The sequence below is a fragment of the Pseudomonas sp. MF08875 genome (genome assembly GCF_059862525.1).
The window spans coordinates 63,138-87,200 of record NZ_JCBCUW010000022.1 but is presented as its reverse complement, the minus strand read 5'-3'; the positions used below and the strand labels follow the sequence as shown (position 1 = coordinate 87,200).

Annotated in this window: 21 protein-coding genes and 2 pseudogenes; 19 read left to right on the top strand and 4 right to left on the bottom strand. The window is 61.1% G+C overall.

What is annotated here, in order from left to right; all coding sequences use genetic code 11:
• The first annotated feature begins 28 nt into the window (after positions 1-28).
• The 11 genes and pseudogenes from AC19YT_RS14890 to AC19YT_RS14840 all read left to right on the top strand — a co-directional run bounded on the left by AC19YT_RS14890 (position 29) and on the right by AC19YT_RS14840 (position 13,292).
• The gene (locus AC19YT_RS14890) at positions 29-1,879 is read left to right on the top strand and encodes an IucA/IucC family protein (protein WP_500610523.1); all 1,851 of its coding nucleotides are present in this window, start codon (positions 29-31) and stop codon (positions 1,877-1,879) included.
• Between the two features lie 13 nt (positions 1,880-1,892).
• Entirely contained in the window at positions 1,893-3,140 is a 1,248-nt protein-coding gene (locus AC19YT_RS14885) for an MFS transporter (RefSeq protein ID WP_500610522.1), read from the top strand.
• A gap of 16 nt (positions 3,141-3,156) precedes the next feature.
• Complete coding sequence (locus tag AC19YT_RS14880; protein WP_500610521.1) at positions 3,157-4,341, top strand: aminotransferase class V-fold PLP-dependent enzyme; 1,185 nt, start codon at positions 3,157-3,159, stop codon at positions 4,339-4,341.
• Between the two features lie 85 nt (positions 4,342-4,426).
• Positions 4,427-4,942: a sigma-70 family RNA polymerase sigma factor gene (locus tag AC19YT_RS14875; RefSeq protein ID WP_500610520.1), complete on the top strand. Its 516-nt coding sequence runs from the start codon at positions 4,427-4,429 to the stop codon at positions 4,940-4,942.
• On the top strand, positions 4,943-5,920 hold the full coding sequence (locus AC19YT_RS14870) for a FecR domain-containing protein (RefSeq protein ID WP_500610519.1): 978 nt from the start codon (positions 4,943-4,945) through the stop codon (positions 5,918-5,920).
• A gap of 114 nt (positions 5,921-6,034) precedes the next feature.
• Entirely contained in the window at positions 6,035-8,446 is a 2,412-nt protein-coding gene (locus tag AC19YT_RS14865) for a TonB-dependent siderophore receptor (RefSeq protein WP_500610518.1), read from the top strand.
• Between the two features lie 61 nt (positions 8,447-8,507).
• The gene (locus AC19YT_RS14860; RefSeq protein WP_500610517.1) at positions 8,508-9,677 is read left to right on the top strand and encodes an ABC transporter substrate-binding protein; all 1,170 of its coding nucleotides are present in this window, start codon (positions 8,508-8,510) and stop codon (positions 9,675-9,677) included.
• Positions 9,674-10,735 (top strand): FecCD family ABC transporter permease, encoded by a 1,062-nt coding sequence (locus tag AC19YT_RS14855; RefSeq protein WP_500610516.1) that lies wholly within the window; start codon positions 9,674-9,676, stop codon positions 10,733-10,735. The genes AC19YT_RS14860 and AC19YT_RS14855 overlap by 4 nt, the downstream gene beginning before the upstream one ends.
• A complete protein-coding gene (locus AC19YT_RS14850; protein WP_095108385.1) occupies positions 10,729-11,484 on the top strand; it encodes an ABC transporter ATP-binding protein in 756 nt (251 codons plus the stop codon). Before AC19YT_RS14855 ends, AC19YT_RS14850 begins: the two co-directional genes overlap by 7 nt.
• Before the next feature lie 182 nt (positions 11,485-11,666).
• Positions 11,667-12,434 (top strand): annotated as a pseudogene (locus AC19YT_RS14845) (MCP four helix bundle domain-containing protein); the annotation flags it as partial.
• Entirely contained in the window at positions 12,429-13,292 is an 864-nt protein-coding gene (locus AC19YT_RS14840) for a methyl-accepting chemotaxis protein (protein ID WP_500610530.1), read from the top strand. The pseudogene AC19YT_RS14845 and the gene AC19YT_RS14840, both read left to right, overlap by 6 nt.
• 52 nt (positions 13,293-13,344) lie before the next feature.
• On the opposite strand, the gene AC19YT_RS14835 is transcribed toward AC19YT_RS14840, so the two are convergent.
• The 4 genes from AC19YT_RS14835 to AC19YT_RS14820 form a co-directional block, all read right to left on the bottom strand.
• Complete coding sequence (locus AC19YT_RS14835) at positions 13,345-14,886, bottom strand: diguanylate cyclase (protein WP_500610515.1); 1,542 nt, start codon at positions 14,884-14,886, stop codon at positions 13,345-13,347.
• Positions 14,887-15,088: 202 nt separating this feature from the next.
• Complete coding sequence (locus AC19YT_RS14830; protein WP_095108388.1) at positions 15,089-15,508, bottom strand: DUF6691 family protein; 420 nt, start codon at positions 15,506-15,508, stop codon at positions 15,089-15,091.
• Between the two features lie 2 nt (positions 15,509-15,510).
• Positions 15,511-15,945 (bottom strand): YeeE/YedE family protein, encoded by a 435-nt coding sequence (locus tag AC19YT_RS14825; RefSeq protein ID WP_095108389.1) that lies wholly within the window; start codon positions 15,943-15,945, stop codon positions 15,511-15,513.
• Complete coding sequence (locus tag AC19YT_RS14820; protein ID WP_095108390.1) at positions 15,942-16,247, bottom strand: ArsR/SmtB family transcription factor; 306 nt, start codon at positions 16,245-16,247, stop codon at positions 15,942-15,944. Before AC19YT_RS14820 ends, AC19YT_RS14825 begins: the two co-directional genes overlap by 4 nt.
• A gap of 194 nt (positions 16,248-16,441) precedes the next feature.
• Here AC19YT_RS14820 and AC19YT_RS14815 point away from each other — a divergent pair, with 194 nt between their 5' ends.
• From AC19YT_RS14815 to AC19YT_RS14780, 8 genes and pseudogenes are all read left to right on the top strand, one after another.
• The gene (locus AC19YT_RS14815; protein WP_095108391.1) at positions 16,442-17,119 is read left to right on the top strand and encodes a thermostable hemolysin; all 678 of its coding nucleotides are present in this window, start codon (positions 16,442-16,444) and stop codon (positions 17,117-17,119) included.
• Positions 17,109-18,590, top strand: coding sequence for an AMP-binding protein (locus AC19YT_RS14810; RefSeq protein WP_500610514.1), 1,482 nt, complete (start codon positions 17,109-17,111; stop codon positions 18,588-18,590). The genes AC19YT_RS14815 and AC19YT_RS14810 overlap by 11 nt, the downstream gene beginning before the upstream one ends.
• Positions 18,587-19,261 carry an iron-containing redox enzyme family protein gene (locus tag AC19YT_RS14805; RefSeq protein ID WP_095108393.1) on the top strand — a complete coding sequence of 225 codons (675 nt, stop codon included), beginning with the start codon at positions 18,587-18,589 and terminating at the stop codon, positions 19,259-19,261. The genes AC19YT_RS14810 and AC19YT_RS14805 overlap by 4 nt, the downstream gene beginning before the upstream one ends.
• Positions 19,248-20,057 carry an SDR family oxidoreductase gene (locus AC19YT_RS14800; RefSeq protein WP_095108394.1) on the top strand — a complete coding sequence of 270 codons (810 nt, stop codon included), beginning with the start codon at positions 19,248-19,250 and terminating at the stop codon, positions 20,055-20,057. The genes AC19YT_RS14805 and AC19YT_RS14800 overlap by 14 nt, the downstream gene beginning before the upstream one ends.
• Entirely contained in the window at positions 20,054-20,698 is a 645-nt protein-coding gene (locus AC19YT_RS14795; protein ID WP_500610513.1) for a tetratricopeptide repeat protein, read from the top strand. Before AC19YT_RS14800 ends, AC19YT_RS14795 begins: the two co-directional genes overlap by 4 nt.
• Positions 20,699-20,709: 11 nt before the next feature.
• Complete coding sequence (locus AC19YT_RS14790; protein WP_095108396.1) at positions 20,710-21,372, top strand: response regulator; 663 nt, start codon at positions 20,710-20,712, stop codon at positions 21,370-21,372.
• On the top strand, positions 21,369-22,739 hold the full coding sequence (locus AC19YT_RS14785; protein WP_500610512.1) for a sensor histidine kinase: 1,371 nt from the start codon (positions 21,369-21,371) through the stop codon (positions 22,737-22,739). Before AC19YT_RS14790 ends, AC19YT_RS14785 begins: the two co-directional genes overlap by 4 nt.
• A gap of 226 nt (positions 22,740-22,965) precedes the next feature.
• Positions 22,966-23,906: pseudogene (locus AC19YT_RS14780) on the top strand (chemotaxis protein CheV).
• Positions 23,907-24,063 lie beyond the last annotated feature (157 nt).

Genomic DNA, 24,063 nt, shown 5'->3' with positions numbered 1-24,063 from the left:
CAGATTTTTCGACGAGCAGACCGCAGATATGGATGACTTCAAGACACTGATCGCCTACTCCCGCAAAAACGCCCTGCGACGCCTGATTCGCTGCCTTTTTGCCGAAAACATCCTCGACCGTTCGGCCCTGAGCTTCGCCGCTGAGGGCAACCAGGCCACTTACCCACTCAAGGGTGGCCGCGCTCATCTGGTGTTTTGCGAGATCACCAAAGGCCCGGCGGACACCCTGGTCAACGACGGTGAGGTGGTACTGCTCACCCACGAAGGTACACGCCAGGTCATCACCCACCATCAAGACATGCTGGATGTGCTGCGCGACAGTTTCGACTTCGAGCCTACCGATGAAGGTGTGGCCGGGCTCAAGTCAGACATGGAAAACAGCCTGACCAACGATGCCCACGCCCGCCAGCATCGCCAGCAATGGAACGCCCGCCTGCAACAGGCCGCCCGGGATCAGGGCCTCGACAGCTTTACCGACTACCTGCGCCAACATGCAAAAACCAAGGACGCCGCGATCCTGCTCGACCAGTGGGGCTCGCTGGAAGGGCATCCGTACTACCCGACGTGGAAATCGCGCCCGGGGCTGACCGATGCCGAAGTCGAGGAACTGTCTCCCGAGTTCAACGCCCAAGTGCCGCTGCGTATCGCCTCCCTGCGTGCCGACCACGCGATAAGCGAAAGCATGCCCCACGTGCGCAGCTACCCCAACTGGTTCGCCAGCAACTTCCCGGCGCAATGGGCACAGTGGAAAGCCTCGCTCAACAGCAAAGGCCTGGACGAGAGCCAGTGGCTGCCGCTGCCGATTCACACCTGGCACTTGCAAGCCTACGTCCTGAAGACGTTCGCAGTGGAAATCGAAGAAGGCATCCTGATTACCGACGGCCCGGACATTACCACCCTGCCGACCATGTCCTATCGCACCATGATGCCGGTGCTGGACCACTGCGCGCCGCTGATAAAACTGCCGATTGCCGTATGGATGACCAGTGAACTGCGCAGCCTGCAAGCCAAGTCGATTCACATGGGGCCGCGCATCAGCACGGTGATAAGCAGCATTCTTGAAGAGGAAAACGGTTTCGCTCAACGCCTGGAGATCTTTGCCGAAGAAATCGGTGTGCGTTACAAGAACGCGGTAACTCAGGACGATCATCCAGGCCGCCATTTGTCGGTGGTCTATCGCGCCAGCAAAGCGGCATTCGAGCGCCACGACAATCGCCTGCCCATTACCGTGGCCTCATTGTTTACCCGTTTGCCGGGCAATGGCCGTCCGTTGTTCACGGACTTGATCGAGCGTGACGGCGTGCGGGCCCAAGCGGGCCAGGTGGAAAACTGGTACCGCGAATACGCAAGAGTCGTGACCCAACCGGTGGTGGCGATCTACCTGTTGTATGGCATCGGCCTTGAAGCGCATCAACAGAACACCATGGTGCTGTTCTCCCCGGACGGCCAGGCACGCAGCCTGCTGATTCGTGATTTTGGCGATGGCCGCACCTACGCGCCGCTGCTGCAAGCGCGCGGCTATAGCCTGCAACCACACGTGCAGCCGGGTATCCTGCCGACGGTGTTTTCGGGTGATATCGAGCCGGTGCGCATGTTTGTGCTGGATGCCACGTACCTCACCCACCTGCACGAGATGGCGCTGTGGCTGACCAAGGAGTACGGGTTGAACAACACCAGGTTGTGGCAAGTATTGCGCGAAGAAACCGACCTGGCCTTCGAGGCCGTGCGCGACCGCGTTGAGCCGGCGTTGTGGGAGGCCGAACACAAAGCGTTCGTCGAAGACCCATGGCCGACCCGCTCGTTGCTGCGCATGCACTTGATGCAATACAGCAACTATCGTTTGCAACACACCCTGACCAACCCGCTCGCTAGCGTTTAACCGAGGCTGACTCATGTCCCATGCAGGCGTCATCCAGGGTTCGAGAGTACGAATCCTGATTTATCTTCTATTTGCGATCCAGCTGGTATCGATGGGTGCAATGGAAATGAGCGGGCCGTTCTGGCCTGTCCACCTGCGTGGGCTGACCCCTTCAGAGTCGGTTTTCAGCTTCGCCAGCGTCGCCGTGTATGTCGGCCCGATGCTGGGCATTATTCTGACCAGCGCATTTTGGGGCCGTATCGGCGACCGTTATGGCCACAAGTTGATGATGATCCGCGCGCTCGCCGGGTTGTCGTTGACCCAACTTGGGCTGGCCCTGTGCAGTGATATCTGGGTCATTCTGATCCTGCGCTTCTTGCAAGGCGCGTTCGCCGGTTACATCGCCCCGGCGCAAGCTTATGGCGTGAGCATCGAGGCCCCTTCGCGGCGGGCGCGATTGTTCGCCATTTTGCAGATCTCGACCAATGTCGGTTCGTTGCTGGGCGCTGTGGTCGGGGGGGTGATCCTCGATTACGCGACATTCTTCTGGATCAACATCATTGCCGCGGCACTGTGTGCGGTGTGCACCGTGATCGCCGCCGTGACCTTGCCGGACGTACCGCCGGTGAAGAAAGCCCCGGCCGCCGCCGGCAAGCTGATGCCTGCCGAGCGCCCAGGCAGTCTCTGGCAAGGCTCGCCCTTGCTGTCGCTGCTCGGTGTGATGGGCATTCTGTTGCTGGCGCGGATGCTGCCGCAAACGTCGTTCTCGCTGTATGTCAGCTCGGTGTTCGAGGTCAGCAATACGGTGGTCGGCCTGTGCTACGGGTTGCTGGCACTGGGGTTCGTTCTTTCGGCCACGGCGTGGTCGCGCTATTTCGAGCACCGCAGCCAGCAGGACACCCTGCATCGCATGACCTACGTGGTGCTTGGCTGCATCGCCCTGACGGCCGTGGCGGGTGTCACGCGTAATCCGGTGGTGTTCGTTGCCGCCTACTTCATCTGGGGCGTGCTGCTCGGCGCGACGACACCGGTGCTGATGGCGCTGGTCTCGAAAACCGCCGATAGCTCGCAACAAGGTCACGTGCTGGGGATTGCCCAAGGCACGGCGCAATTTGCCTCCATCGCGGGGATTTCGGCGGGTGGCTTGCTCAGCCAGGTTTACGGCTTGCAATACACCTACCTGTTCGTTTGTCTGGCCTACGGGGTGGCGTTGCTCCCGATTATCGCGCTGCGCTACTGGCCGGCAGCCATGCAACCGAGCCATGCCCCGCCCGGGGATTGATCCAGGAGCCTGTGCTTTGAACATTGAACAACTGCGCGCCGATACGCCCGCTGTCGCGCAACTGATCCACTTCAACAATGCCGGCGCCGCACTGATGCCGGCGCCGGTGATCGAAACCATGACCCGCCACATTCAGCTCGAAGCCAGCCTGGGCGGGTATGAAGCGGCCGGGCAATGCGCCGCCGAACTGGAGAACGTGTATGGCGCCATAGGGCGGCTTATCAACGCCCAGCCGGACGAAATTGCCGTGATCGAGAACGCGACTCGGGCTTGGGACATGGCCTTCTATTCATTGCCGTTGCAACCCGGTGATGTAGTGCTGACCTCGTCCACCGAGTATGCCGGTAACTACATTCCTTACCTGCAAATGCAGCAGCAGCGCGGTATTAAAGTGCGCGTCATTGCCAACGACGAACACGGCCAGGTGTCATTGCCGGCCTTGAAGACCCTGCTTGAGCAGGAGCGTGTCGCATTGATCTCCTTGCCGGTCATCGCCACCAACGGCGGGCCGGTACAACCGATCGAACAGATCGGCGCCCTCGCCCGCGCTGCCGGCGTGCTATTTCTGCTGGATGCCTGCCAGGCTGTCGGGCAGATGCCGATCGATGTACACAAAATCGGTTGCCACATGCTCGCCGCCACCAGCCGCAAGTACCTGCGCGGACCGCGCGGCATGGGTTTTTTGTATGTGGAACGATCGTTGTGCCAGAACTTGGAGCCGGTGTTTCTCGACCTGCATGCCGCCTCGCTGCAAACCAGCAATACCTACATGATCCGCGCCGATGCCCGCCGCTTCGAGAACTGGGAGTGCAACGTCGCCGCCAAGCTGGGGCTTGGTTGCGCCGTGGAATACGCCTTGGCTCAAGGCATTGAGCCAATGTGGCTACGGATTCAACACCTGGCCGGCTACCTGCGCCAACGCCTGGCGGATCTTGCGGGCGTGACACTGCGCGACACTGGCAGCCTCACCTCGGGCATCGTCACATTCACTCATCAGCGCAACAGCGCCACGCAGATACAGCAGTGGCTGGCGGCACAGGACAAGCGCATCAACGTGACGACCTCGACGTTCCGTTCGACCTTGCTCGATATGCAGCACAGGGGCTTGCGGGAGGTCAGTCGCGCGTCCCTTCATGCCTATAACACCGAAACGGAAATCGACACGATGATCGCGGCACTTGACGGTCTGCCGAGCGTCTGATGGCGACACCAATCCGCGCTTGCGTCGCAGCCGGTTTGTAAACTAGCATTGGGAATACTTCTCAATTGCATAAAAATCTGCAGCCATGAGCCATACCCTTCCCGCGAATAACGACAATCACCTGCGCGCGATCGAAGCCCTGTACAGCGGCCATCATGGCTGGCTGTACGCGACGCTGAGAAAAAAATTGGGTAACGCCATGGATGCGGCGGATCTGGCGCAGGATACCTTCACCCGCATCCTCGCCTCCCGCGTCACTGTCATCGAGCAGCCCCGGGCATACCTGAGCTGCGTGGCCAAGGGCATCCTGGTCAATTGGTATCAACGCAAGGCTCTGGAACGCGCCTACCTGGACGCCCTCGCGCATCTGCCTGCACCCCAGGTGCCTTCGCCGGAAATGCGCTTCATGGTGCTGGAGACCCTGCACGAAATCGACGCAATGCTCGACGCGTTGCCGCCGCCGGTCAAACGTGCGTTCCTGCTGTCGCAGATCAGCGGCCTGAAATACGACGACATTGCCGAGCAACTGGGTGTCTCGCTGATTACGGTCAAACGCTACATGAAACAAGCCTTCGTCCAGTGCCTGTTGCTGGTGGAGTGAATGCTCACCCAGCGCAATACGTCGCCCCCCGTTCAGCAGGCCCTCGAAGAAGCCGCCGACTGGCTGATCCGCCTGAGTGAGGGCGAACTCAGTGACACGGAACGCGGTGAGTGGGAACACTGGAAAACCAGCACCCCCGAGCGTAGTCGTGCCTGGGCGCGGGCGCAGGTGCTGCAGAGCAAGCTAGGCGGGCTTCCGCCGTCGTTGGCGATGTCCGCGCTCGACCGCCCAAACAGCCCGCAACGCCGGGCCGCGCTGGGCAAATTGGCAATGATCCTGGCGATCCTGCCCGCTGGCTGGGGCAGTTGGAAGCTGGCGCAGTCCCAGCAATGGTCGGCAGACTATCGCACCGCTGTCGGCCAGCGCCGCGAGCTGGCCTTGGCGGACGGTTCGACAATCACCCTCAACACCGACAGCGCCATCGACGTGCTGTTCGACACCCGCCAACGCCTCATCCATTTGCGCGAAGGCGAAATACTGGTGCAGACCGCACCGGACCCCTCACCCTCGCCGCGGCCCTTTCTGGTCAGCACCCGCCAGGGTCGAATGCAAGCGCTAGGTACGCGCTTCACGGTTCGCGAACGGCAACCGCGCACTCACCTTGCCGTACTCGAAGGTGCGGTAAAGGTGCACCTGGCAGACAAGCGCCAGGGAACACCCCTGATCGTCAACGCCGGGCAGCGTACCGATTTTTCTGCCCACACCTTTGGCCAGGTCACCGCCGCCGACCGCTATGTCGGCGCCTGGACGCAAGGCATGTTGATGGCCGACAAGATGCGCCTGGCGGATTTCGTCGACGAATTGGCGCGCTATCACCGTGGCTTTGTGCGCCTCGACCCGGCAATCGCTGGCCTGCGTATTTCCGGCGCCTACCCCATCGGTGATACCCAGCGCACCTTGAGCATGCTCGCGCAAACCTACCCGATCCTGGTCAGCGGCCGTCTGGACGGCTTCTGGGTCATGCTGTCTCCCGCCTGAACCGGCGAAAAAGAGCTGGAGAAAAAAAACGCCGCAGCGCTGATACTTTTTTTGCTCTCGGCTGGCTACTAGGAAGAAGACCTTTAACCGTCCTGTTCATAGGTTCACCCATTCATGCCTGCTGCACGCCCTCTGCGTCCGGATCGCCAGCTCAAACCAGTCATTTGCAGTGCGTTGCTCAGCCTTGTCCTGATCGCAAGCGTCAGCCCGTTTGCCCTGGCCAACGGGCCGATGCAGCTGGACGCTTTGGCGGTGCGTACCTACAACATTCCTTTAGGGCCGCTCGGCGCGACCCTGTCGAGTTTCGCCGTGGGCGCCGGCATTGCCTTGTCATTTCAGCCCTCGCTGACCGACGGCCTGAGCAGCCCTGCGCTGGTTGGCAGGTTCTCGACCCAGGAGGCTGTCGATCGGCTGCTGCAAGGCAGCGGCCTGGCCATGGTTTTGCGCAGCGATGGCAGCTACACCCTGGTCCAGCACCGGCTGACACTGGGTGAAACGGCGGTGATTGGCACCGATAAACGCAGCGATGCCTTGCCGCCGGTGTATGCCAGTGGCCAAGTGGCCAGCGGCGCGCGCCTGGGCGTCCTCGGCAATACCGATGTGATGGATGCCCCCTTCAGCGTCAGTACCTACACCTCGGCGCTGATAAAGGATCAACAGGCCGTCACTGTCGCCGATGTACTGGAGCGTGACTCCTCGGTGCGCTCCACGGGGCAGACCGGGGGCATCGTCGACTCCTTTTTTGTGCGTGGGTTTCCCGTCGGCGAGGGCAATCTGGGTGAGTTGGCGTTCGACGGCGTCTACGGGGTGGCGCCCAACTACCGGGTGTTCACCGAGTACGCCGAGCGCATCGAACTGGTCAAGGGCCCCGGTGCCCTGCTCTATGGCATGTCGCCCAATAGCGCGGTCGGCGGTGTGATTAACGTGGTGCCCAAGCGCTCCCTGGAGCAAGACCTGACCCGTTTCACCGCCAGCTACGCCATGGACGCGCAACTGGGCGGCCACCTCGACGTCAGCCGACGCTTTGGCCAGGAACGCCGGTTCGGTATACGCCTCAATGGCAGTACACAGGTGGGCGATACCGTGATCGACGATCAATCGCGCCATGTCGATATCGGTGCCCTGGCCCTGGATTATCAGGGTGAACGCCTGCGCATCCACTTCGACTGGCTCAACCAGGAAGAACGGTTCGACGCTGCCTCGCGGCCCTTTCTGATTGCCCCGGACATGGACATTCCCTCGGCGGCCAACGGCCATATCAATGTCAGTCAGCAATGGGGCTGGTCGCGTACTCGGGACAAGTCCGCCCTGCTCAGTGGCGAATACGACGTGAACGACGCCCTGACGGTCTTCGCCCATGCCGGCGGTGGCAAATCGGATGTCGCGCGGATGTCCGACCAGACACCGACCATCGTCAATGCTGCGGGCGATACCTCGTCGGTTCCCGGCTATTACAAGTTTGAAGTCGCGCGCTACACCCTCGACGCGGGCGCACGGCTGCGATTCGACACCGGGCCGGTCAGTCACAGCGCGGTCCTGCAAGCCAGCCGTTATCACGACGTGCTGTCGCGCGGGATCAACTCCGGCGCACCGATCCTGTCGAATATCTATCGCCCGGTGGACCGCCCAAAGCCCTCCATCCCCGAGCCGGCCACACCGAAAGTCTCCGAGAGCGAACTGACGGGCGTGGCGCTAAGTGACACGCTGTCGGTGCTCGATGATCGGGTGCTACTGACCTTGGGCCTGCGCCAGCAGAACATCAAGTCCGATAACTACAGCGCCGGTGTGGTTACCAGCGCCTACGACGATGGCCGCATCACGCCGCTGTATGGCGCGGTGTTAAAGCCCTGGGACCACATTTCCTTCTATTACAACTACATCGAAGGCCTGAGCAAGGGCGAGATTGCGCCGTCCACGGCATCGAATGCCGGGCAGATCTTTGCCCCTTACGTTTCCCGTCAGCACGAGCTCGGGGTCAAGGCCGACTATGGCACTTTCAGTGCCACCCTCTCCCTGTTCCAGATCACCAAGCCCAGCGGTGAACTGGCCCGCGGGGTGTTTTCGGTACAGAGCGAACAGCGCAACCGTGGCCTGGAATTGAGCCTGTTTGGCGACGTCGCTCCCGGTACTCGCCTGCTCGGTGGCGTCACCCTGCTCGATGCACAACTGAGCAAAACCTCGGTGGCGGGTAACCGGGGCAATAAACCGGTCGGTGTTCCCAACGTGCAAGCCAACCTGTGGGCCGAATGGGACACCTCATGGGTCGAGGGGCTGACGCTGACCGGTGGTGCGATCCACACCGCCAGCCAGTACGTCAACCAAGCCAACACGCAGCAACTCGACAACTGGACTCGCTTCGATGTCGGCGCGCGTTACACCACGCGCATCGACGAACGGGCGACCACGTTTCGCGCCACCGTGCAGAACGTGTTGGACCACGAGTACTGGTCGGGCGTCGCTTCCTATGGCGCGTTCTCTCAAGGCTCACCGCGCACTTTATTACTGTCGGCAACTGTCGATTTCTAAAACGTTCAGCCCGGTGGCGGTGTGGACTGCTGGCCGATCTGACTCTACAAAGGCTTTGACCATGGTGATTTTTAATCGACGCAGCTACGCCTTGGCTGTGCTGCTACTGGTAGGACTGCTAGGTCTAGCGCGCACCGCTCACGCCACCGAGGTGGACACGGCACGCACCGAGGTGACCGACCTACTGGGGCGCAAGGTCAAGGTTCACCTGCCGGTCAGGCGGGTAATTTTGGGCGAAGGTCGCCAGTTGTACCTGGTGGCGGCCCTGGACACCCATAACCCCATTGAACGGATCGTGGGCTGGCGCAAGGATTTGATTCAGTCCGACCCGGATACCTACAACGCCTACCTGCGCAAATTCCCCGACATCGCCAAAATCCCCACCTTCGGCGGTTTTGAAGACGGCACCTTCGACCTCGAGCAGGCAATCTCCCAGCGCCCTGACGTCATCATCCTCAACGTCGAGGCGCAACACGCCACTGAAGATGCCCGCTACATCGAAAAGCTCGACGCGCTGGGCATCCCGGTGGTGTACGTCGACTTTCGCAACAACCCGATGCAGAACACCGAACCGACCATGCGCCTGTTCGGCCAACTGTTGGGCAAGGAACAACGGGCGCAGGCTCTCATCGACTTTCGCAACCAACAGATCCACCGCGTCACCGACGTCATCGAAAAACACCACCCGCCGCGCCCCAGCGTGTTCATCGAGCGTATCGGCGGCTATACCGATGATTGCTGCCTGAGTTTCGGTAACGAGAACTTCGGGCTGTTCGTCGATATGGCCGGTGGTAACAACATCGCCCGGCGCATCATTGCAACCACGTTCGGCCAGTTGAACCCCGAGCAAGTGATCGTCGCCAACCCGGCTCACGTGGTGGTCACCACCGCCAACTGGGAAGCCTTTGCCCCTGGCGGCCACTGGGTCGGTGTCGGTCCGGGCGCGGACATGGATCAGGCACGCAAGAAACTCGCCTGGTACACCCAGCGCCCGGCCTACGCCGGTATCAAGGCCCAGGAGCCTCAAGCTTTTCACGCCATCTGGCATCAGTTCTACAACAGCCCCTATCAGTTCGTGGCCATCCAGCAGTTGGCGAAATGGTTCCACCCCGAGCTGTTTGCCGATCTCGACCCGGATGCGTCATTTCGCGAACTGCATGAGCGCTTCCTGCCAGTGCCGTATGCGGGCGGCTACTTTGTCAGCTTGCGCGAACCGGGGGGCAAACCATGAGCTCGTTGACTGACGCCGTGGTTGTCCAGCGCGAGGCTTATCGTCGCCTGGTGACGCGCAAGCGCTTGATACTGGCTGGGCTGGTGCTCTTGTTGTTATGCAGCGTACTGCTCGATTTGGCGCTGGGGCCGGCCAGTTACAGCCTGGGCGAAGTCGTCGGGGCACTGATTTCCCCGGACAGCGCCTCGCCCCAGGTGCGCGTGGTGATGTGGGATATTCGCCTGCCGGTCGCGCTGATGGCCGTCGCCGTCGGTGCGGCACTGTCCTTGGCCGGCGCGCAGATGCAGACCATCCTCAACAACCCGTTGGCCAGCCCCTTCACCCTGGGCATCTCTGCCGCGGCCAGTTTCGGCGCCGCGTTGGGGCTGGCGTTTGGTGTGGCGTTGTTCCCACTGGCGGCGCAGTTCATGGTGCCGCTCAATGCCTTCATCATGGCCATGCTTTCGGCGCTGTTGATCCATTTCCTCAGCATGCGGCGCGGCGTCACGGCCGAAACCATTGTGCTGCTTGGCATTGCGCTGGTGTTCACCTTTAACGCGCTGTTAGCTCTGGTGCAATTCTTCGCCACCGAGCAAGCCGTGGCTGCGGTGGTCTTCTGGACCATGGGCAGCCTGACCAAAGCCACTTGGCCGAAACTGGGGGTAATCTGCGTGGTGATCCTGATTACGCTGCCGATTTTTGCCAAACGCGCCTGGGCCTTGACGGCCTTGCGCCTTGGCGATGACAAGGCGGCCAGTTTCGGCATCAATGTGCGCAGCCTACGCTTTCAGACGCTGATTATGGTCAGCCTGCTCGCTTCGTTTCCCGTGGCGTTCGTGGGCACCATCGGCTTCATCGGCCTGGTCGGCCCTCACATCGCGCGCATGCTTATCGGTGAAGACCAACGCTTCTTTCTACCCGCCTCGTTGCTGACCGGCGCGCTGATTCTGTCGGCCAGCTCCGTGGTCAGCAAAACCTTGATTCCAGGGGCGATCTTCCCCATTGGCGTGGTCACGTCATTGATCGGCGTGCCGTTCTTCATCTCTTTAATCCTCGGCGGGAAGAAAAACTCATGGTGACGCTGCAACTGGAGAACCTCGGTGCCGGTTACGGCCAGCGCGAAATCATTCGTGAGGTATCGACGGCGATGTTTTTCGGCGGTCAGGTCGTCGCGGTAGTCGGGCCTAACGCCGCAGGGAAATCGACGCTGTTCAAACGCATGGCCGGTTTGATCGACGGCCCCGGGCAGGTCATTTTGCAGGGCTCGAAAAAGGGCCCGGCCGCCATCAGCTACATGCCGCAGGGCCTGAATGCCAGTGCGCGGTTGACGGTCTACGAGTCGGTGTTACTGGCGCGCAAACAGTTGACGTCGGGATGGGCGGTTGACGATGACGAGTTGAAGCGGGTGGATGAGATTCTGGCTGCGCTGGGCATCAGTAGCCTGTCCTTTCGCAACCTGGGTGAACTCAGTGGCGGACAACAGCAATTGGTGTCCATCGCGCAAACCCTGGTGCGCGAGCCAGAAATCCTATTGATGGATGAACCCACCAGCGCCCTCGACATGCATCGCCAAGTGCAGGTTCTGAGCTTTATGCGCACACTCGCGCGCCAACAGGAAGCTATTGTGTTCATTGCCATCCATGACCTGAACCAAGCGCTGCGCTTTGCAGACCAAGTGCTGGTCATCGCTGATGGCACCAGCCCAGGTAGCGGGCCCTGCTACGAGGTCATCACCGAGCACATGCTACGCAGCGTCTATAAGGTCCAGGCGCGTATCGAGCAATGCAGCCGGGGGACGTACCACATACTCATCGACGACGTTGTTTAAGCACCCAAACCGGACCCGAAGGCCAAGCTCAATACCTGCGTCTGTGCCGCCCGTCGGATGCAGGGCGTGTCCAGTGGGGCAACAACATTTTCACATCGATAGGATGTTCTCACGACACGCCAAGGTCTACAGTGATATTGAATCGCCATTATCTGGCGATGCTATAAAAAAGAGGCCTACACATGAACATCAGGACATTGAACCTTGCCCCAAGGTCAGCCGTATTTTTCTCTCTCATAGTCCTGGTGGTTTTTGCCCTGGGGATCGTTGCCGTGCTGCAAATGGGCAAGCTGCGAGAGACCGAACAGGATGTCGAAAACAATTGGATGCCCAGCATGCGCGAGATTGGCAAGATGGAGGCCGGTACTCTGCGCCTGCGTCTGGAAAGCCTGCGGATCACCGCCACGGTGGATGAGCAACAGCGCCAAGCCCGCATGGCTGCATTGAGTGGCTATCGCAAGGCACTGGCCAGCAGCGTCAGCGATTATTTACCTCTGATTACGGGGCCGCAGGAGCGTGAGCTGTATGACGCGGTGGCGACGGATACGCAGGAATACTTCAAACTGCTGGACGTCCTGGAGCCACTGCTGCAAAGCGGCGACAACGCCGCCGCTGTCACGTTGATAAATACCCGTATCAGCCCGTTCACCAACTCCCTGCAAGAGAAGATGATTAAACTGTCGGACTTCAACTCCGAGGGCGCCAAGGCTGCTGGGGTCAATGCCACGTCTATCTATACCAGTGGCGTGACGCTGGTGGGCGCCCTCCTCGCGCTGACCGTGCTGCTGACCGTCGTACTTGCCACGCTGCTGACCCGCAGCATCACCTCGCCTATCAGCGTTGCCCTGGCGGTCGCCGAGCGCATCGCGAGCAGCGATTTGTCCAAGGACATTCAAGTCGACGGCGGTGACGAAGCCGGCCGTTTGTTGGCCGCGCTGTCGAAAATGCAGGCGAACTTGCGCCTGACCATCTCGCAGATCGCCGACTCTTCCACGCAACTGGCTTCGGCCTCGGAGGAAATGACCGCCGTGACCGAGGACGCCAGCCGAGGCCTGGTGCGCCAGAACGATGAGGTCAACCAGGCCGCCACGGCGGTCACCCAGATGAGTGCTGCGGTAGACGAAGTGGCGCGCAATGCCGAGGCCGCCGCGCAATCGTCGCGAGAATCCATGGCCTTCACCCATTCCGGCATCGAGAACGTGGCGCAAACCTTGAAGGCCATCGAAGGCTTGGCTGAAAACGTGGCCAGCACCGGTGAGCAGGTCAAGGCGTTGTCCACCAGGGCTCAAGACATCAGCAAAGTGGTGGAAGTGATCCGCGCGATTGCCGAACAAACCAACTTGTTGGCACTCAACGCCGCCATCGAAGCCGCCCGCGCCGGTGAGCAAGGCCGTGGGTTTGCCGTGGTGGCCGATGAAGTTCGGGCATTGGCCCACCGCACCCAGCAATCGACCCAGGAAATCGAGCAGATGATTACCGCCATTCAGGTGGACTCATCCCAAGCGGTCAGCGCGATGAGCACCAGTGCGGGGATGGCCAACAACTCCATTACGGTGGCGCAGAGTGCGGATGCGTCGCTCAAACAGATCGCCCAGGCTATTGGCCAGATCAACGAGCGCAACCTGCTGATCGCCACCGCCTCTGAAGAGCAGGCCCAGGTTGCCCGTGAAGCCGACCAGAACCTGACCAGTATTCGCGAGTTGTCTATCCAGAGTGCGGCGGGCGCCAGTCAGACCGCCAGCGCCTGTGGCGAGATGTCCAACTTGGCTATTGAACTGAACCGGTTGGTCGGGCGGTTCAAGGTCTGACCTGGGTTATCCAACAGTGGATGGCGTATGACACAGGTGTCTTGCGCCATCCTCAGCTTGTCGTCGCCGAAGCCGCCGTGCCTTGACACATGACGCGGTTCCTGCCGCTCTGCTTCGCTCGGTAAAGAAGCTCATCAGCCTCTTTAAGCGCGGCATGAACATCCTGCTGATTCGGTACCCAACACGAGACGCCCAGTGAGAGCGTGACATGGCCCGCGGGAGGGAACACCGTTTCTGCCATCGAACGCCTGATCCGTTCCGCGACCTCCGTAGCCTCAGCCAGCGTGGCCGATGGCAGCAGCAGGATGAACTCTTCGCCGCCCACGCGACAGGGAACATCATGGTCGCGACAGTTCTGGCGCAGCAGGCTGGCGAATGCCTGCAACACCTTGTCGCCGGCATCGTGGCCAAACTCATCGTTGACCCGCTTGAAGTGGTCAATATCCATGCTGATAACCGCGAAGCTTTTATCCAGCAGTTCCCAATCGCGCAGGCAATCTTCCAGCACCCGCCGGTTCGCCAACCCCGTCAAGGGGGCGCTCAACGCCTGGTGATTGAGCTTGCCGATGCGATCCTGGGTGAGCAGCCTGCCCATTATCATGGCCCGGCGGATGCGCCACGCCTCGAAATACCAGGCCCGCACCTTGCGGATGTCCTGGATGTTATCCATGTTCTCTGCCAGGTCCGCCAGCCGCTTCAGGGGGTGGCTGATGCGTGCCGCGGCCCACCAGAGCAGGAAAATACCCACCAGGCTCATCGGGATAACCCTCAATACCACTTGGTACATCAGCTCGCGCAACGCGGCGGCCGGGACGCTCATGGGCTGTTGCGAGACCACGCCCCACCCGCTTTTAGGCACCGCCGCATAACCGGCGAGCATCTCCACGCCCTTGGAGTCGACAATGTGCGCGGCGCTACTTTCACCCCGGAGCAAGGCATCGATGGCGGGGTTGGCGCCCACGACCTCGCCAATCCTGCTCGCGTCCGGGTGAAACAGCAGGTGACGCTTATCGTCCACCAGATACACCTGGGAATTGTCCCATTGGAAATGTCGGCTCGCGACCTCGCTGAGGGCATTGGCCTCACGCAGGTAAATGGTCCCGCCGACCAGCCCCAGGTACTCCCCGCCCGGCCCCCAGATTGGCTGGGAGATAAACACGATCAAATTGCCGGCGAGGGAATTGAAGGCCGGGCTAATCATGCCTTGCCTGCGGGTCAGCGCTTCCTTGAAACGGATGGTTTGGCCTTTGACATTGAGCAATTTTGGAAAGGCGGCCAACACCTCGCCCTGGGCGTTAGCGACGACCGTCGTATTGAAGCTTTGATCCTGTTCGATCAGCCGCCGCACTTCCTCGCTGCGAATCGTTTCGGATGAGAACTGTTGGCCTAAAACCTTGGCGCTGTAATTCAACCGGTCGAGGTCGGCGCCCAGGTTTTGGCCAATGGACAGGGCCACCTTGGCCGCATAAGCCCGGTTGGCTTCCAGGGAGTTACGAACCAAAGCCTCGCGCTGGATGCGGTAGGTGGCGTAGAGGTCATTGAACAGGGTGACAAAACTGGCCAGTAACGAGAACAGTAGGATCAGGGTGCGCAAATTGCACTTAGGGACGGGCCGGGACGACATTTGGGGCATTTCCAATAGAGCGCAAGAAATAGCGGCCCAAGTAATCTCTGGCTCGCAGGTAGGGTGACGAAAACACCGGCCCGACAAAGGCGCCTCCCTGGGTGATGGCTAACCTGCATCCCTGCGCAAGCTATTTTATGTGAGAACGCATGTGGCAGATAGCCATTATTTTCTAAGGTGACGCCCAGCGTTCCAGGCCGTTGTACATCGCCATTCCCGCCATCATCGCCAGGACGAAGAGCAGGATTTGCCAGTGGCCGCTCAATAGCAGCGCTATCGCTGGCCCGGGGCAGATACCGGCGATGCCCCAGCCGATGCCAAAGACGAGGCTGCCGCCGATCAAACGCCGATCAAGGGTTCGTGCCAAAGGCATGCGCATCGGTGAACCCAGCAGCGATCGGGTTTGCCGGGCACTCCATTGCAGCGGCACCAGGGCCGCCCCGATCGCGCCGACCATGACCAGCCCAAGGGAGGGATCCCACGGCCCCGCCAGGTTCAAAAAACCGAGCACCTTGGCCGGGTTGACCATGCCCGACAGCAGCAACCCCAGGCCGAACAGAACCCCGGCACACAACGCCATCAACCCACGCATGCTCAGGCTCCTATCCAGTGACGGGTAATGAACACCACGGCGAAACCGGCGCCCATAAAACACAGCGTCGCAGCAAAGGAGCGTTTGGACAGGCGCGCCAAGCCGCACACGCCATGGCCACTTGTACAGCCTGAGGCATAGCGGGTTCCCACGCCCACCAGCAAGCCGGCCAGCAACAGCCCGGCCCAACCGCTTTGAAACTGCACCAGTGGGCGCCCGGCAATGCTCCACCACAGCACGGCCGACAGCATCAAGCCAAGGAGAAACAGTGCTTTTTCGCCGCGCCCTTCGCCCCGCTTTTCCAGCACGGCACCCAGCAGCCCACTGATGCCGGCGATGCGGCCATTCATCATGGCGAACAGGCTGGCGCCAAGCCCAATCAACGCGCCCCCCGCCAGTGACGTCCAGGGGGTGAAGCTGGCCCAATCGATCATCATTGAGGCTCCTGCGCACAAAACAGTTGGTACAGCGTATTGATAACCGCCAAAGCGGCCGGGCTGTCGATGCGATAAAAAATGTGCTTGCCCTCACGCCGCGTGGCCACCAGCCCTTCACGCCTCAAAACCCCCAGTTGCTGGGACAGGGTCGGTTGCTGGATATCAAGCAAACGCTCCAGCTCGCTGACGCTGCGCTCACCCTCGCTCAACTGGCATAACAACAGCAGCCGCTCGGGATTGCCCAGGGCCTTGAGCAGTTGCCCCGCGGCTTCGGCATTGCTGCGCAGTTGCTGTATATCCATGGCCAAGCCCTCGATCCCATCACCTTGGCGGCGATCCTAATACAAAAACACATTATATGAAAATAAATAATGATTGATCGTTACAGCCCCTCAAGTCCATCGCCCCTGTCCCGAATCATTTGGACGATCTTCAGACTCCATTAAGAATCGCCTCCAATACTGCCCCCAACACATTCCTTGGGAGGCACCGTCCAATGCCCGATTTTGACTGGAACATCCCTCTGCCCTTGCACCTGGGCCAGGCAGAGGCTTCACCCCTGAGCCTGGCCAGCGCCATGCCGGGCGACAGCCTGCGGCCTGTCTACGAAGCGTTTATCCAGCAGCGTTTTCACAAAGCCCATGGCGCGCAGATCCAGCACTTCATGCCGCACCTGTTCGGTGTCAGCAGCCCATCGGATGGGCTGTGTGCCGTGGCCGGCGTACGCCTGGCCGGCACCGAGGCGTTGTTTTTGGAGCGCTACCTGGACGCCCCCATAGAACAGCTCATCAGCGCCGCAGACGGGCAGCCGGTCGGCCGCCAGTCCATTGTGGAAGTCGGCAACCTCGCCGCCGCCGATACCGGTAGCGCGCGCCTGAGCATCATCGCAATCACGTATCTGCTGGCGATGGGAGGCCTGGAATGGGTCGCGTTCACCGGCAGCATTGGCCTGGTGAACAGTTTTCTACGCCTGGGCCTCAAGCCCATCACCCTCTGTGCCGCCGACCCGATGCGTCTGGGCGATGAGCGCCACGCCTGGGGCAGCTACTACGAGAGCCAGCCACAGGTGCATGTTGGCAATATCCGCGCCGGTTTTGCGCACTTGCGCAGCACTGGCCTGTTCAACCGCCTCGGCTTGCCGACCGCCACCGCGCAGGCCTCTCATGTCGCTTGAACTGGAACGCTTCAAACAGGTGCTGCGCAACCATGCCGAGCACAGGCCCAACACGACGGCACTGTGGGGGGATGACTTGAAACTGGACTACGCCACCCTGTACGCCGAAGTCGTCTCGCGCCAACAGCAGTTACGCGCGCAGCAGGCCAACGTGGTCGCACTGGCGCTGGACAATGGCGTGGACGCGCTGCTTTGGGACCTCGCGCTACTGTTCGAGGGGCTGACGTGCCTGCCCCTGCCGCCCTTTTTCAGCCCCGCCCAACGCAGCCATTGCCTGCACCAAAGCCAGGCCGATACGGTGATCGGCGAACCGGCACTCGCCGCCGAACTGCAGGCTGCGGGCTACGTCAACCTTGGCGGGTTGTGGCGCAAGCATCGCGCCGGCCCCGGGCAGGTCCCCGCCGGCACGGCAAAGCTGACGTTCACCTCTGGCACCACCGGCACGCCCAAGGGCGTGTGCCTAAGCGCCCACAGCCTGCTGCGTGTGGTGCGTGAGCTGGAACAGGCCAGCCAACCCACCGCACCCCAGCATCACCTGACCCTGCTGCCACTGGCCATCCTCCTGGAAAACCTCGGTTGCTACGCAGCGCTGCTGGCCGGCGCCACGGTGAGCGTGCCCGGCCTCAAAACCCTGGGCATCCAGGGCGCCAGTGGCGTCGATGTGCCTCGCCTGCTCGGTGTCCTGGCCGCCCGCGCACCGCACAGCATGATCCTGGTGCCGCAGTTGCTGTTGCTGCTGGTCAGCGCCGCCGAACAAAACGCCTTCAACCCTCGCTCGTTGCGTTTTGTCGCGGTCGGTGGCGCGCGGGTATCCACGCAACTCCTGGCCCGTGCCCAGCAAGTCGGCCTGCCGGTATATGAAGGCTACGGTTTGTCGGAGTGCGCATCCGTGGTTTGCCTGAATCGACCCCAGGCTTGCCGGCCCGGCAGCGTCGGGCGGCCATTACCGCACCTGCAAGTCAAATTGGCCGAAGACGGTGAAGTGCTCATCAAGGGTTCGGCGCTGCTCGGCTACCTGGGCCAGCCTCCCCATACCGACGAATGGTGGCCCAGTGGCGATCTTGGCGAGTTCGACGCCGAGGGTTTTCTCTACCTCAAAGGGCGCAAGAAGCACCAGTTCGTCACCAGTTTCGGGCGCAACGTCAACCCCGAGTGGGTCGAGGCCGAACTGACTCAGGGCCGCCATATCGCGCAAGCCTTCGTCTACGGCGAAGCCATGCCCCACAACCACGCCCTGCTCTGGCCCCATCGTCCCGATTGCAGCGATGCCCAGATGGACGCCGCCGTGGCTCGGGCCAATCAGGGGTTACCCGATTACGCCCAAGTCCACCGCTGGACGCGCCTGGATCAACCGTTCACCGCAAGCAACGGCCTGCTCACTGCCAATGGGCGGCCACGCCGCGACGCCATCGTGGCGCGTTACCACGCCCAACTCACTTGTTTGACCCTCAACGAGGAATTTCCATCATGAGTTTTTTTGAAACCCTGCAAGAAGCCACCCACCACGAACGCCATGAGCTGTTCAACCTGCCCATCATCCGCGACGCCCTGGAGGGCAAGGTCAGCCTGCACAGCTATCGGGCGTTTCTGGCCCAGGCCTACTACCACGTGCGTCATACCGTCCCGTTGATGATGGCCTGTGGCGCGCGCCTGCCCTCGCACCTGGAATGGCTGCGCAAAGCGGTATGCGACTACATCGAGGACGAATACGGCCATGAGCAATGGATCCTCGATGACATCGTCGTGTGCGGCGGTGACCGCAATGCCGTGCGCTATGGCCGCCCGTCACTGCCGATCGAGCTGATGGTCAGCTTCCTTTACGACCTCATCGCCCGGGACAACCCCGTGGGCCTGTTTGGCATGGTCAATGTGCTCGAAGGCACCAGTATCGCCCTGGCCACCCACGCGGCAGGCAGCATCGCCAAACACCTGGATTTGCCGCCCACCGCGTTCAGCTACCTCAGCTCCCATGGCTCGTTGGATATCGAGCATATGCAGACCTACCGCCGCCTGATGGACAGGCTCGAGGACCCGGATGACCAGGCCGCCGTGATCCATGCCAGCAAAGTGGTGTACCGGTTGTACGCCGATATGTTCCGTGGCCTGCCGCACGATGGGGAGCACCACCATGCGCCTGTGTGAAGCCCGAGTCATCCTGACCGGCGCCAGCGGCGGCATCGGTGTGGCCATTGCCGCCGCCCTGTGTGCCAGTGGTGCCCGCGTGCTGGCGGTGGCGCGGCGCGGGGAAGCGCTGGCGCCGTTGATCGAGCAGTACCCACAGCACTTGTGCTGGGTCAGCGCCGACCTGACCCAGCTTACCGATCGACGCAAGGTACTGAGCGCGGCCCAGGCCGTTGGCGGCATCAACCTGCTGATTAATGCCGCTGGGGTCAACCATTTCGCCATGCTCGAACAGCTGGAGGACAGCGAGATCAACACCCTGCTGGCGGTGAACGTCAGCGCCCCGATCTGCCTCACTCGGCTCCTGCTGCCGCTGCTCAAAGAGGCCGATAGCGCCATGGTGGTCAATGTCGGTTCCACCTATGGCTCCATCGGCTATCCCGGCTACGCCACCTACTGCGCCACCAAATTCGCCCTGCGCGGGTTTTCCGAGGCGTTGCGCCGAGAGCTGGCCGATACCCGGGTCAATGTGCTCTATGTCGCCCCGCGCGCCACTCGTACCAGCATGAACGGCGCGGCGGCCCGGGCTTTGAACGAAGCCCTCAAAGCCAATGTCGACGACCCGCACACCGTGGCCAACGCTGTGATCCATGCCATCAGCGGTGATCGTCGCGAACTGTACCTGGGCTGGCCGGAACGGTTCTTTGTGCGCCTGAATAGTTTGCTACCCCAGTTGGTGGACCGCGGCTTGCGCAAGCAATTGCCGCTCATCCGCCACCTGAGCCATAAAACCGACCCTGAGAACCTCAAGCCATGAAAAAACGTGTCGCGTGTTTACTGCTAGGGGCGCTGAGCCAGGGCGCTTGGGCCCTGGACAGCGCCTGTCAACAGCGCCTGGACAACATCCAGCAACGCTGGGCACACATCCAATACCAATTGCCCGCCGAGCAGCGAGCCCAGGCCTTCGAGCAACTGTCCGACCAAGCCTTGGCATTTACCCAGGAGCGCCAGTGCGCCGCGCCAGCGTGGATCTGGTCGGGCATTGTTCGCAGTAGCTGGGCCGGCGCCCAGGGCGGCTTGGGCGCGCTGAGCAACGTCAAGGCGGCCAGGGCCGACCTGGAGCACGCTCTGGCCTTGGACCCAAAAGCCCTGCAAGGTTCGGCTTACACCAGCCTGGGCGCGCTGTACGACCGCGTACCCGGTTGGCCCATCGGTTTTGGGGACGCCGACAAAGCCGAGCAGTTGCTCAAGCAAGCGTTGCAACTCAACCCCGATGGCATCGACAGCCTGTACTTCTGGGGCGATCACCTCTACCGTCAAAAGCGCTACAGCGAGGCCAAGGCGGCCCTACTCAAGGCGTTGCAGGCAGCGCCACGCCCCGGCCGGGAAACCGCCGACAACGGGCGGCGCAAGGAGATCGAGGCGTTGCTGGTGGACGTCAACGCAAAACTCAACTGACGGGAGCTGCTGTGCGCGTATTACTGATCGAAGACGACGTAGCCCTGGGCGAAGGCCTGCATCAGGCCCTGGGGCGCGAGGGCTACACCGTTGACTGGCTCAAGGACGGCAGCAGCGCCCTGCATGCGCTGCTCAGTGAAACCTTCGACCTGGCGGTGCTCGACCTCGGCTTGCCACGCATGGGCGGCTTGGAGGTACTGCGCCGCTTGCGCCAGAGCGGTTCCAACTTACCGGTGCTGATCCTCACCGCCCGCGATGCGACCGATGACCGCATCGCCGGGCTGGATGCCGGCGCCGATGATTACCTGATAAAACCCTTTGACCTCGCCGAGCTCAAAGCCCGCCTACGGGCGCTGCTGCGGCGCAGTGCCGGGCGAGCACGGGTGCTCATCGAACATCGGGGCATCAGCCTGGACCCCAGCACCCAGCAGGTCACCTACCAGGGTGAGGCTGTGGTCCTGACCCCCAAGGAATATCAACTGCTGTACGAATTACTGTCGCCGCCGGGGCGGGTAATGACCCGCGAGCGCTTGATGCAACTGCTGTATGGCTGGAATGAAGAGGCGCAAAGCAACACCCTGGAAGTGCACATCCACAACCTGCGCAAAAAATTCGCCAGTGATCTGATCCGCACTGTGCGCGGTGTTGGCTACTTGGTGGAGGAGCGCCCGTGACCTCCATTCGGCGCCGCACCTTGACGCTGATGATTGGCCTGATGCTCACCGGCCTGCTGATCCTCAGCGTGTTCAACCTGCACGACAGCAATCACGAAATCGCCGAAGTGTATGACGCTCAATTGGCGCAGAACGCCCGTTTGCTGCAAGGGGTGATGCGCATGCCGCTGGCCGGCAAGGAGCACGCCGAACTGTATCAGGCGTTCAATAAAGCGCTGAGCGAGGCGGCGCCCAAGGTCAACGGCCACCCCTACGAGAGCAAAATCGCCTTCCAGGTCTGGAACCTGCAAGGCGAAGTCCTCGTGCATACCGCCAGCGCCCCCACCTTCACTTCGCCCCCGGCGACAGCGGGCTTCAGCGACATTGTGGATTTACACCAGCGCCAATGGCGCGCATTCATGCTGCAAGACAGCAGCAACAACCTGCGCATCTGGGTCGGTGAGCGTGAGGATGTGCGCTCGGACCTGGTGGGCCGGATCGTGCGCCATACCCTGTGGCCCAACATACTCGGCAGCCTGATTCTGGCGGCGATGGTCTGGCTGGCCATCGGCTGGGGCCTCAAGCCCCTGGAGGATATGGCGGCCACCTTGCGCGCCCGTCACTCGGGTTCGTTGGAGCCATTGCACCTGATGCCCTTGCCGACAGAACTTGAACCCATGCAAGCGGCCCTGAACCGGATGCTCGCGCAAATCCAGGAAGTACTGGGCCGCGAGCATCGCTTCATCGCTGACGCGGCCCATGAGATGCGCACGCCATTGGCGGTGCTGAGGGTTCATGCGCAGAACCTTTTGGAAGCAGGCACCGAGCAAGAACGCCGCGAGTCATTGCAGCATCTAATCAGTGGCGTGGATCGCACCAGTCGCCTGGTCAACCAATTACTGACCATGGCCCGCCTCGAACCACAAGCCGCGAGTGCCACCTCCCTGCCCTGCATCGACCTTAAGGCCTCCATACGCGACAGCCTGGTGCAAATGACCCCTTGGCTGTTGAGCAAAGGGTTGGAGCTGGAGTTCGAGGCCCAGGACGGCACCTATCTGACCCACGTCGATGCAGCCGCCATCGACATCGCACTGAACAACCTGCTGACCAACGCCGCCAACTTCTCGCCTGAACAAGGGGTGGTCACCGTCACGCTCAAGCAGGACAACGACCACTTTGAACTTACGGTCGAGGACCAGGGACCGGGCATCGATGAATCGGAAAGCGAACGCTTGTTCGAGCGGTTTTATAGCCGGGGCAATGACGAAGGCGCGGGCTTGGGGCTGACGATAGTGCAGGCCATTGCCGACCGCATGGGGGGCCAGGTCACGTTGGAAAACCGCTCTGGCACGGGCCTGCGCGCGACCCTGGCCTTTCCTCGGGCCTAGATCGAGCTTAATGGCGCCGGGCGTTTATTTACCCGGCGGCCATTAAAAAACATTAGGTAAGTTAGCTAGCTACACAATAATTAGTCCTGATCGTTACCCGCTTACTTAAACGACCAAAGGTACTCGAAGAAGAAAATGTAAAAATTTACTTCACGGCGTTTTCACATCTCGCTTACTATGATTTCAATGTGCCATGTATGTTGGCTACCTAAAGCGAGGGGAACATATGACTGGGGTGATGGCGTCAATCGACAGTCGTACACAACTGGTAGGCCAGAACCGCCTGGAACTCCTGCTTTTCCGGTTTAATGCGAATCAGTTATATGGAATCAATGTATTCAAAGTTCGCGAAGTTATTCGTTGCCCTCGCCTGTCCATACTACCTAAGTCGAACCCCAACATATGTGGCGTAGCCAATATACGGGGAACTTCGATACCGATCATGGACTTGGCCATGGCCACCGGGTTACCGGGTTACCGGGCGTAGAACACCCTGAATCGGCGTTCGTCATCATTACCGAGTACAACACCCGTACCCAGGGCTTTTTGGTGTATGCGGTAGAACATATCGTTAACTTGAACTGGGAGGATATCCATCCGCCACCCAAGGGCAGTGGCGACGACAACTACCTAACGGCGGTGACCCGCTGCGGCGATCAATTGGTCGAGATCATCGATGTCGAAAAAGTGCTGGCCCAGATCTCCCCTACCAGCGAAGAAATTTCAGAAGGCGTGGTCAATACCGCCGTGACCGAACTGGCGCGCACACTGCGGGTGCTGACCGTGGACGATTCATCGGTGGCCCGTAAGCAGGTCACCCGTTGCCTGGAAACCGTCGGGGTTGAGGTCGTCGCATTAAATGATGGTCGACAGGCTCTGAACTACCTGCGGGCGATGCTGGATGAGGGGCGCAAACCCGAAGAAGAGTTTCTGATGATGATCTCGGACATCGAAATGCCCGAAATGGACGGTTACACGCTCACCGCAGAGATTCGCAGCGACCCGCGCATGGCGGGTTTGCACATCGTCTTGCACACCTCGCTGTCGGGCAGCTTCAACCAATCGATGGTCAAGAAAGTGGGGGCCAGCGACTTTCTCGCCAAGTTCCGCCCCGACGATCTGGCCGGCCGGGTCGTTGCCCGCATCCGCGAAACCACTCAGCCGTAAATACTCAACTTCAATTGAAACCAAGGACGTTTTAAAGGGGAACAGGGACGCGAACACACCGGGGGTGTGCCATGTTGAAACTCAAAGAGCTCAGTGACCCATGCCAAGGGATACCCAAGGGTGAACGGTGCGACTCGTGTTCCGAATCGCCCTATTG

Coding starts and splice junctions, on each gene's coding strand:
- AC19YT_RS14890 (WP_500610523.1), top strand. CDS start 29: ATGGATGACTTCAAGACACTGATCGCCTACTCCCGCAAAAACGCCCTG.
- AC19YT_RS14885 (WP_500610522.1), top strand. CDS start 1,893: ATGTCCCATGCAGGCGTCATCCAGGGTTCGAGAGTACGAATCCTGATT.
- AC19YT_RS14875 (WP_500610520.1), top strand. CDS start 4,427: ATGAGCCATACCCTTCCCGCGAATAACGACAATCACCTGCGCGCGATC.
- AC19YT_RS14870 (WP_500610519.1), top strand. CDS start 4,943: ATGCTCACCCAGCGCAATACGTCGCCCCCCGTTCAGCAGGCCCTCGAA.
- AC19YT_RS14865 (WP_500610518.1), top strand. CDS start 6,035: ATGCCTGCTGCACGCCCTCTGCGTCCGGATCGCCAGCTCAAACCAGTC.
- AC19YT_RS14860 (WP_500610517.1), top strand. CDS start 8,508: ATGGTGATTTTTAATCGACGCAGCTACGCCTTGGCTGTGCTGCTACTG.
- AC19YT_RS14855 (WP_500610516.1), top strand. CDS start 9,674: ATGAGCTCGTTGACTGACGCCGTGGTTGTCCAGCGCGAGGCTTATCGT.
- AC19YT_RS14850 (WP_095108385.1), top strand. CDS start 10,729: ATGGTGACGCTGCAACTGGAGAACCTCGGTGCCGGTTACGGCCAGCGC.
- AC19YT_RS14840 (WP_500610530.1), top strand. CDS start 12,429: ATGCAGGCGAACTTGCGCCTGACCATCTCGCAGATCGCCGACTCTTCC.
- AC19YT_RS14830 (WP_095108388.1), bottom strand. CDS start 15,508: ATGCGTGGGTTGATGGCGTTGTGTGCCGGGGTTCTGTTCGGCCTGGGG.
- AC19YT_RS14825 (WP_095108389.1), bottom strand. CDS start 15,945: ATGATGATCGATTGGGCCAGCTTCACCCCCTGGACGTCACTGGCGGGG.
- AC19YT_RS14820 (WP_095108390.1), bottom strand. CDS start 16,247: ATGGATATACAGCAACTGCGCAGCAATGCCGAAGCCGCGGGGCAACTG.
- AC19YT_RS14815 (WP_095108391.1), top strand. CDS start 16,442: ATGCCCGATTTTGACTGGAACATCCCTCTGCCCTTGCACCTGGGCCAG.
- AC19YT_RS14810 (WP_500610514.1), top strand. CDS start 17,109: ATGTCGCTTGAACTGGAACGCTTCAAACAGGTGCTGCGCAACCATGCC.
- AC19YT_RS14805 (WP_095108393.1), top strand. CDS start 18,587: ATGAGTTTTTTTGAAACCCTGCAAGAAGCCACCCACCACGAACGCCAT.
- AC19YT_RS14800 (WP_095108394.1), top strand. CDS start 19,248: ATGCGCCTGTGTGAAGCCCGAGTCATCCTGACCGGCGCCAGCGGCGGC.
- AC19YT_RS14795 (WP_500610513.1), top strand. CDS start 20,054: ATGAAAAAACGTGTCGCGTGTTTACTGCTAGGGGCGCTGAGCCAGGGC.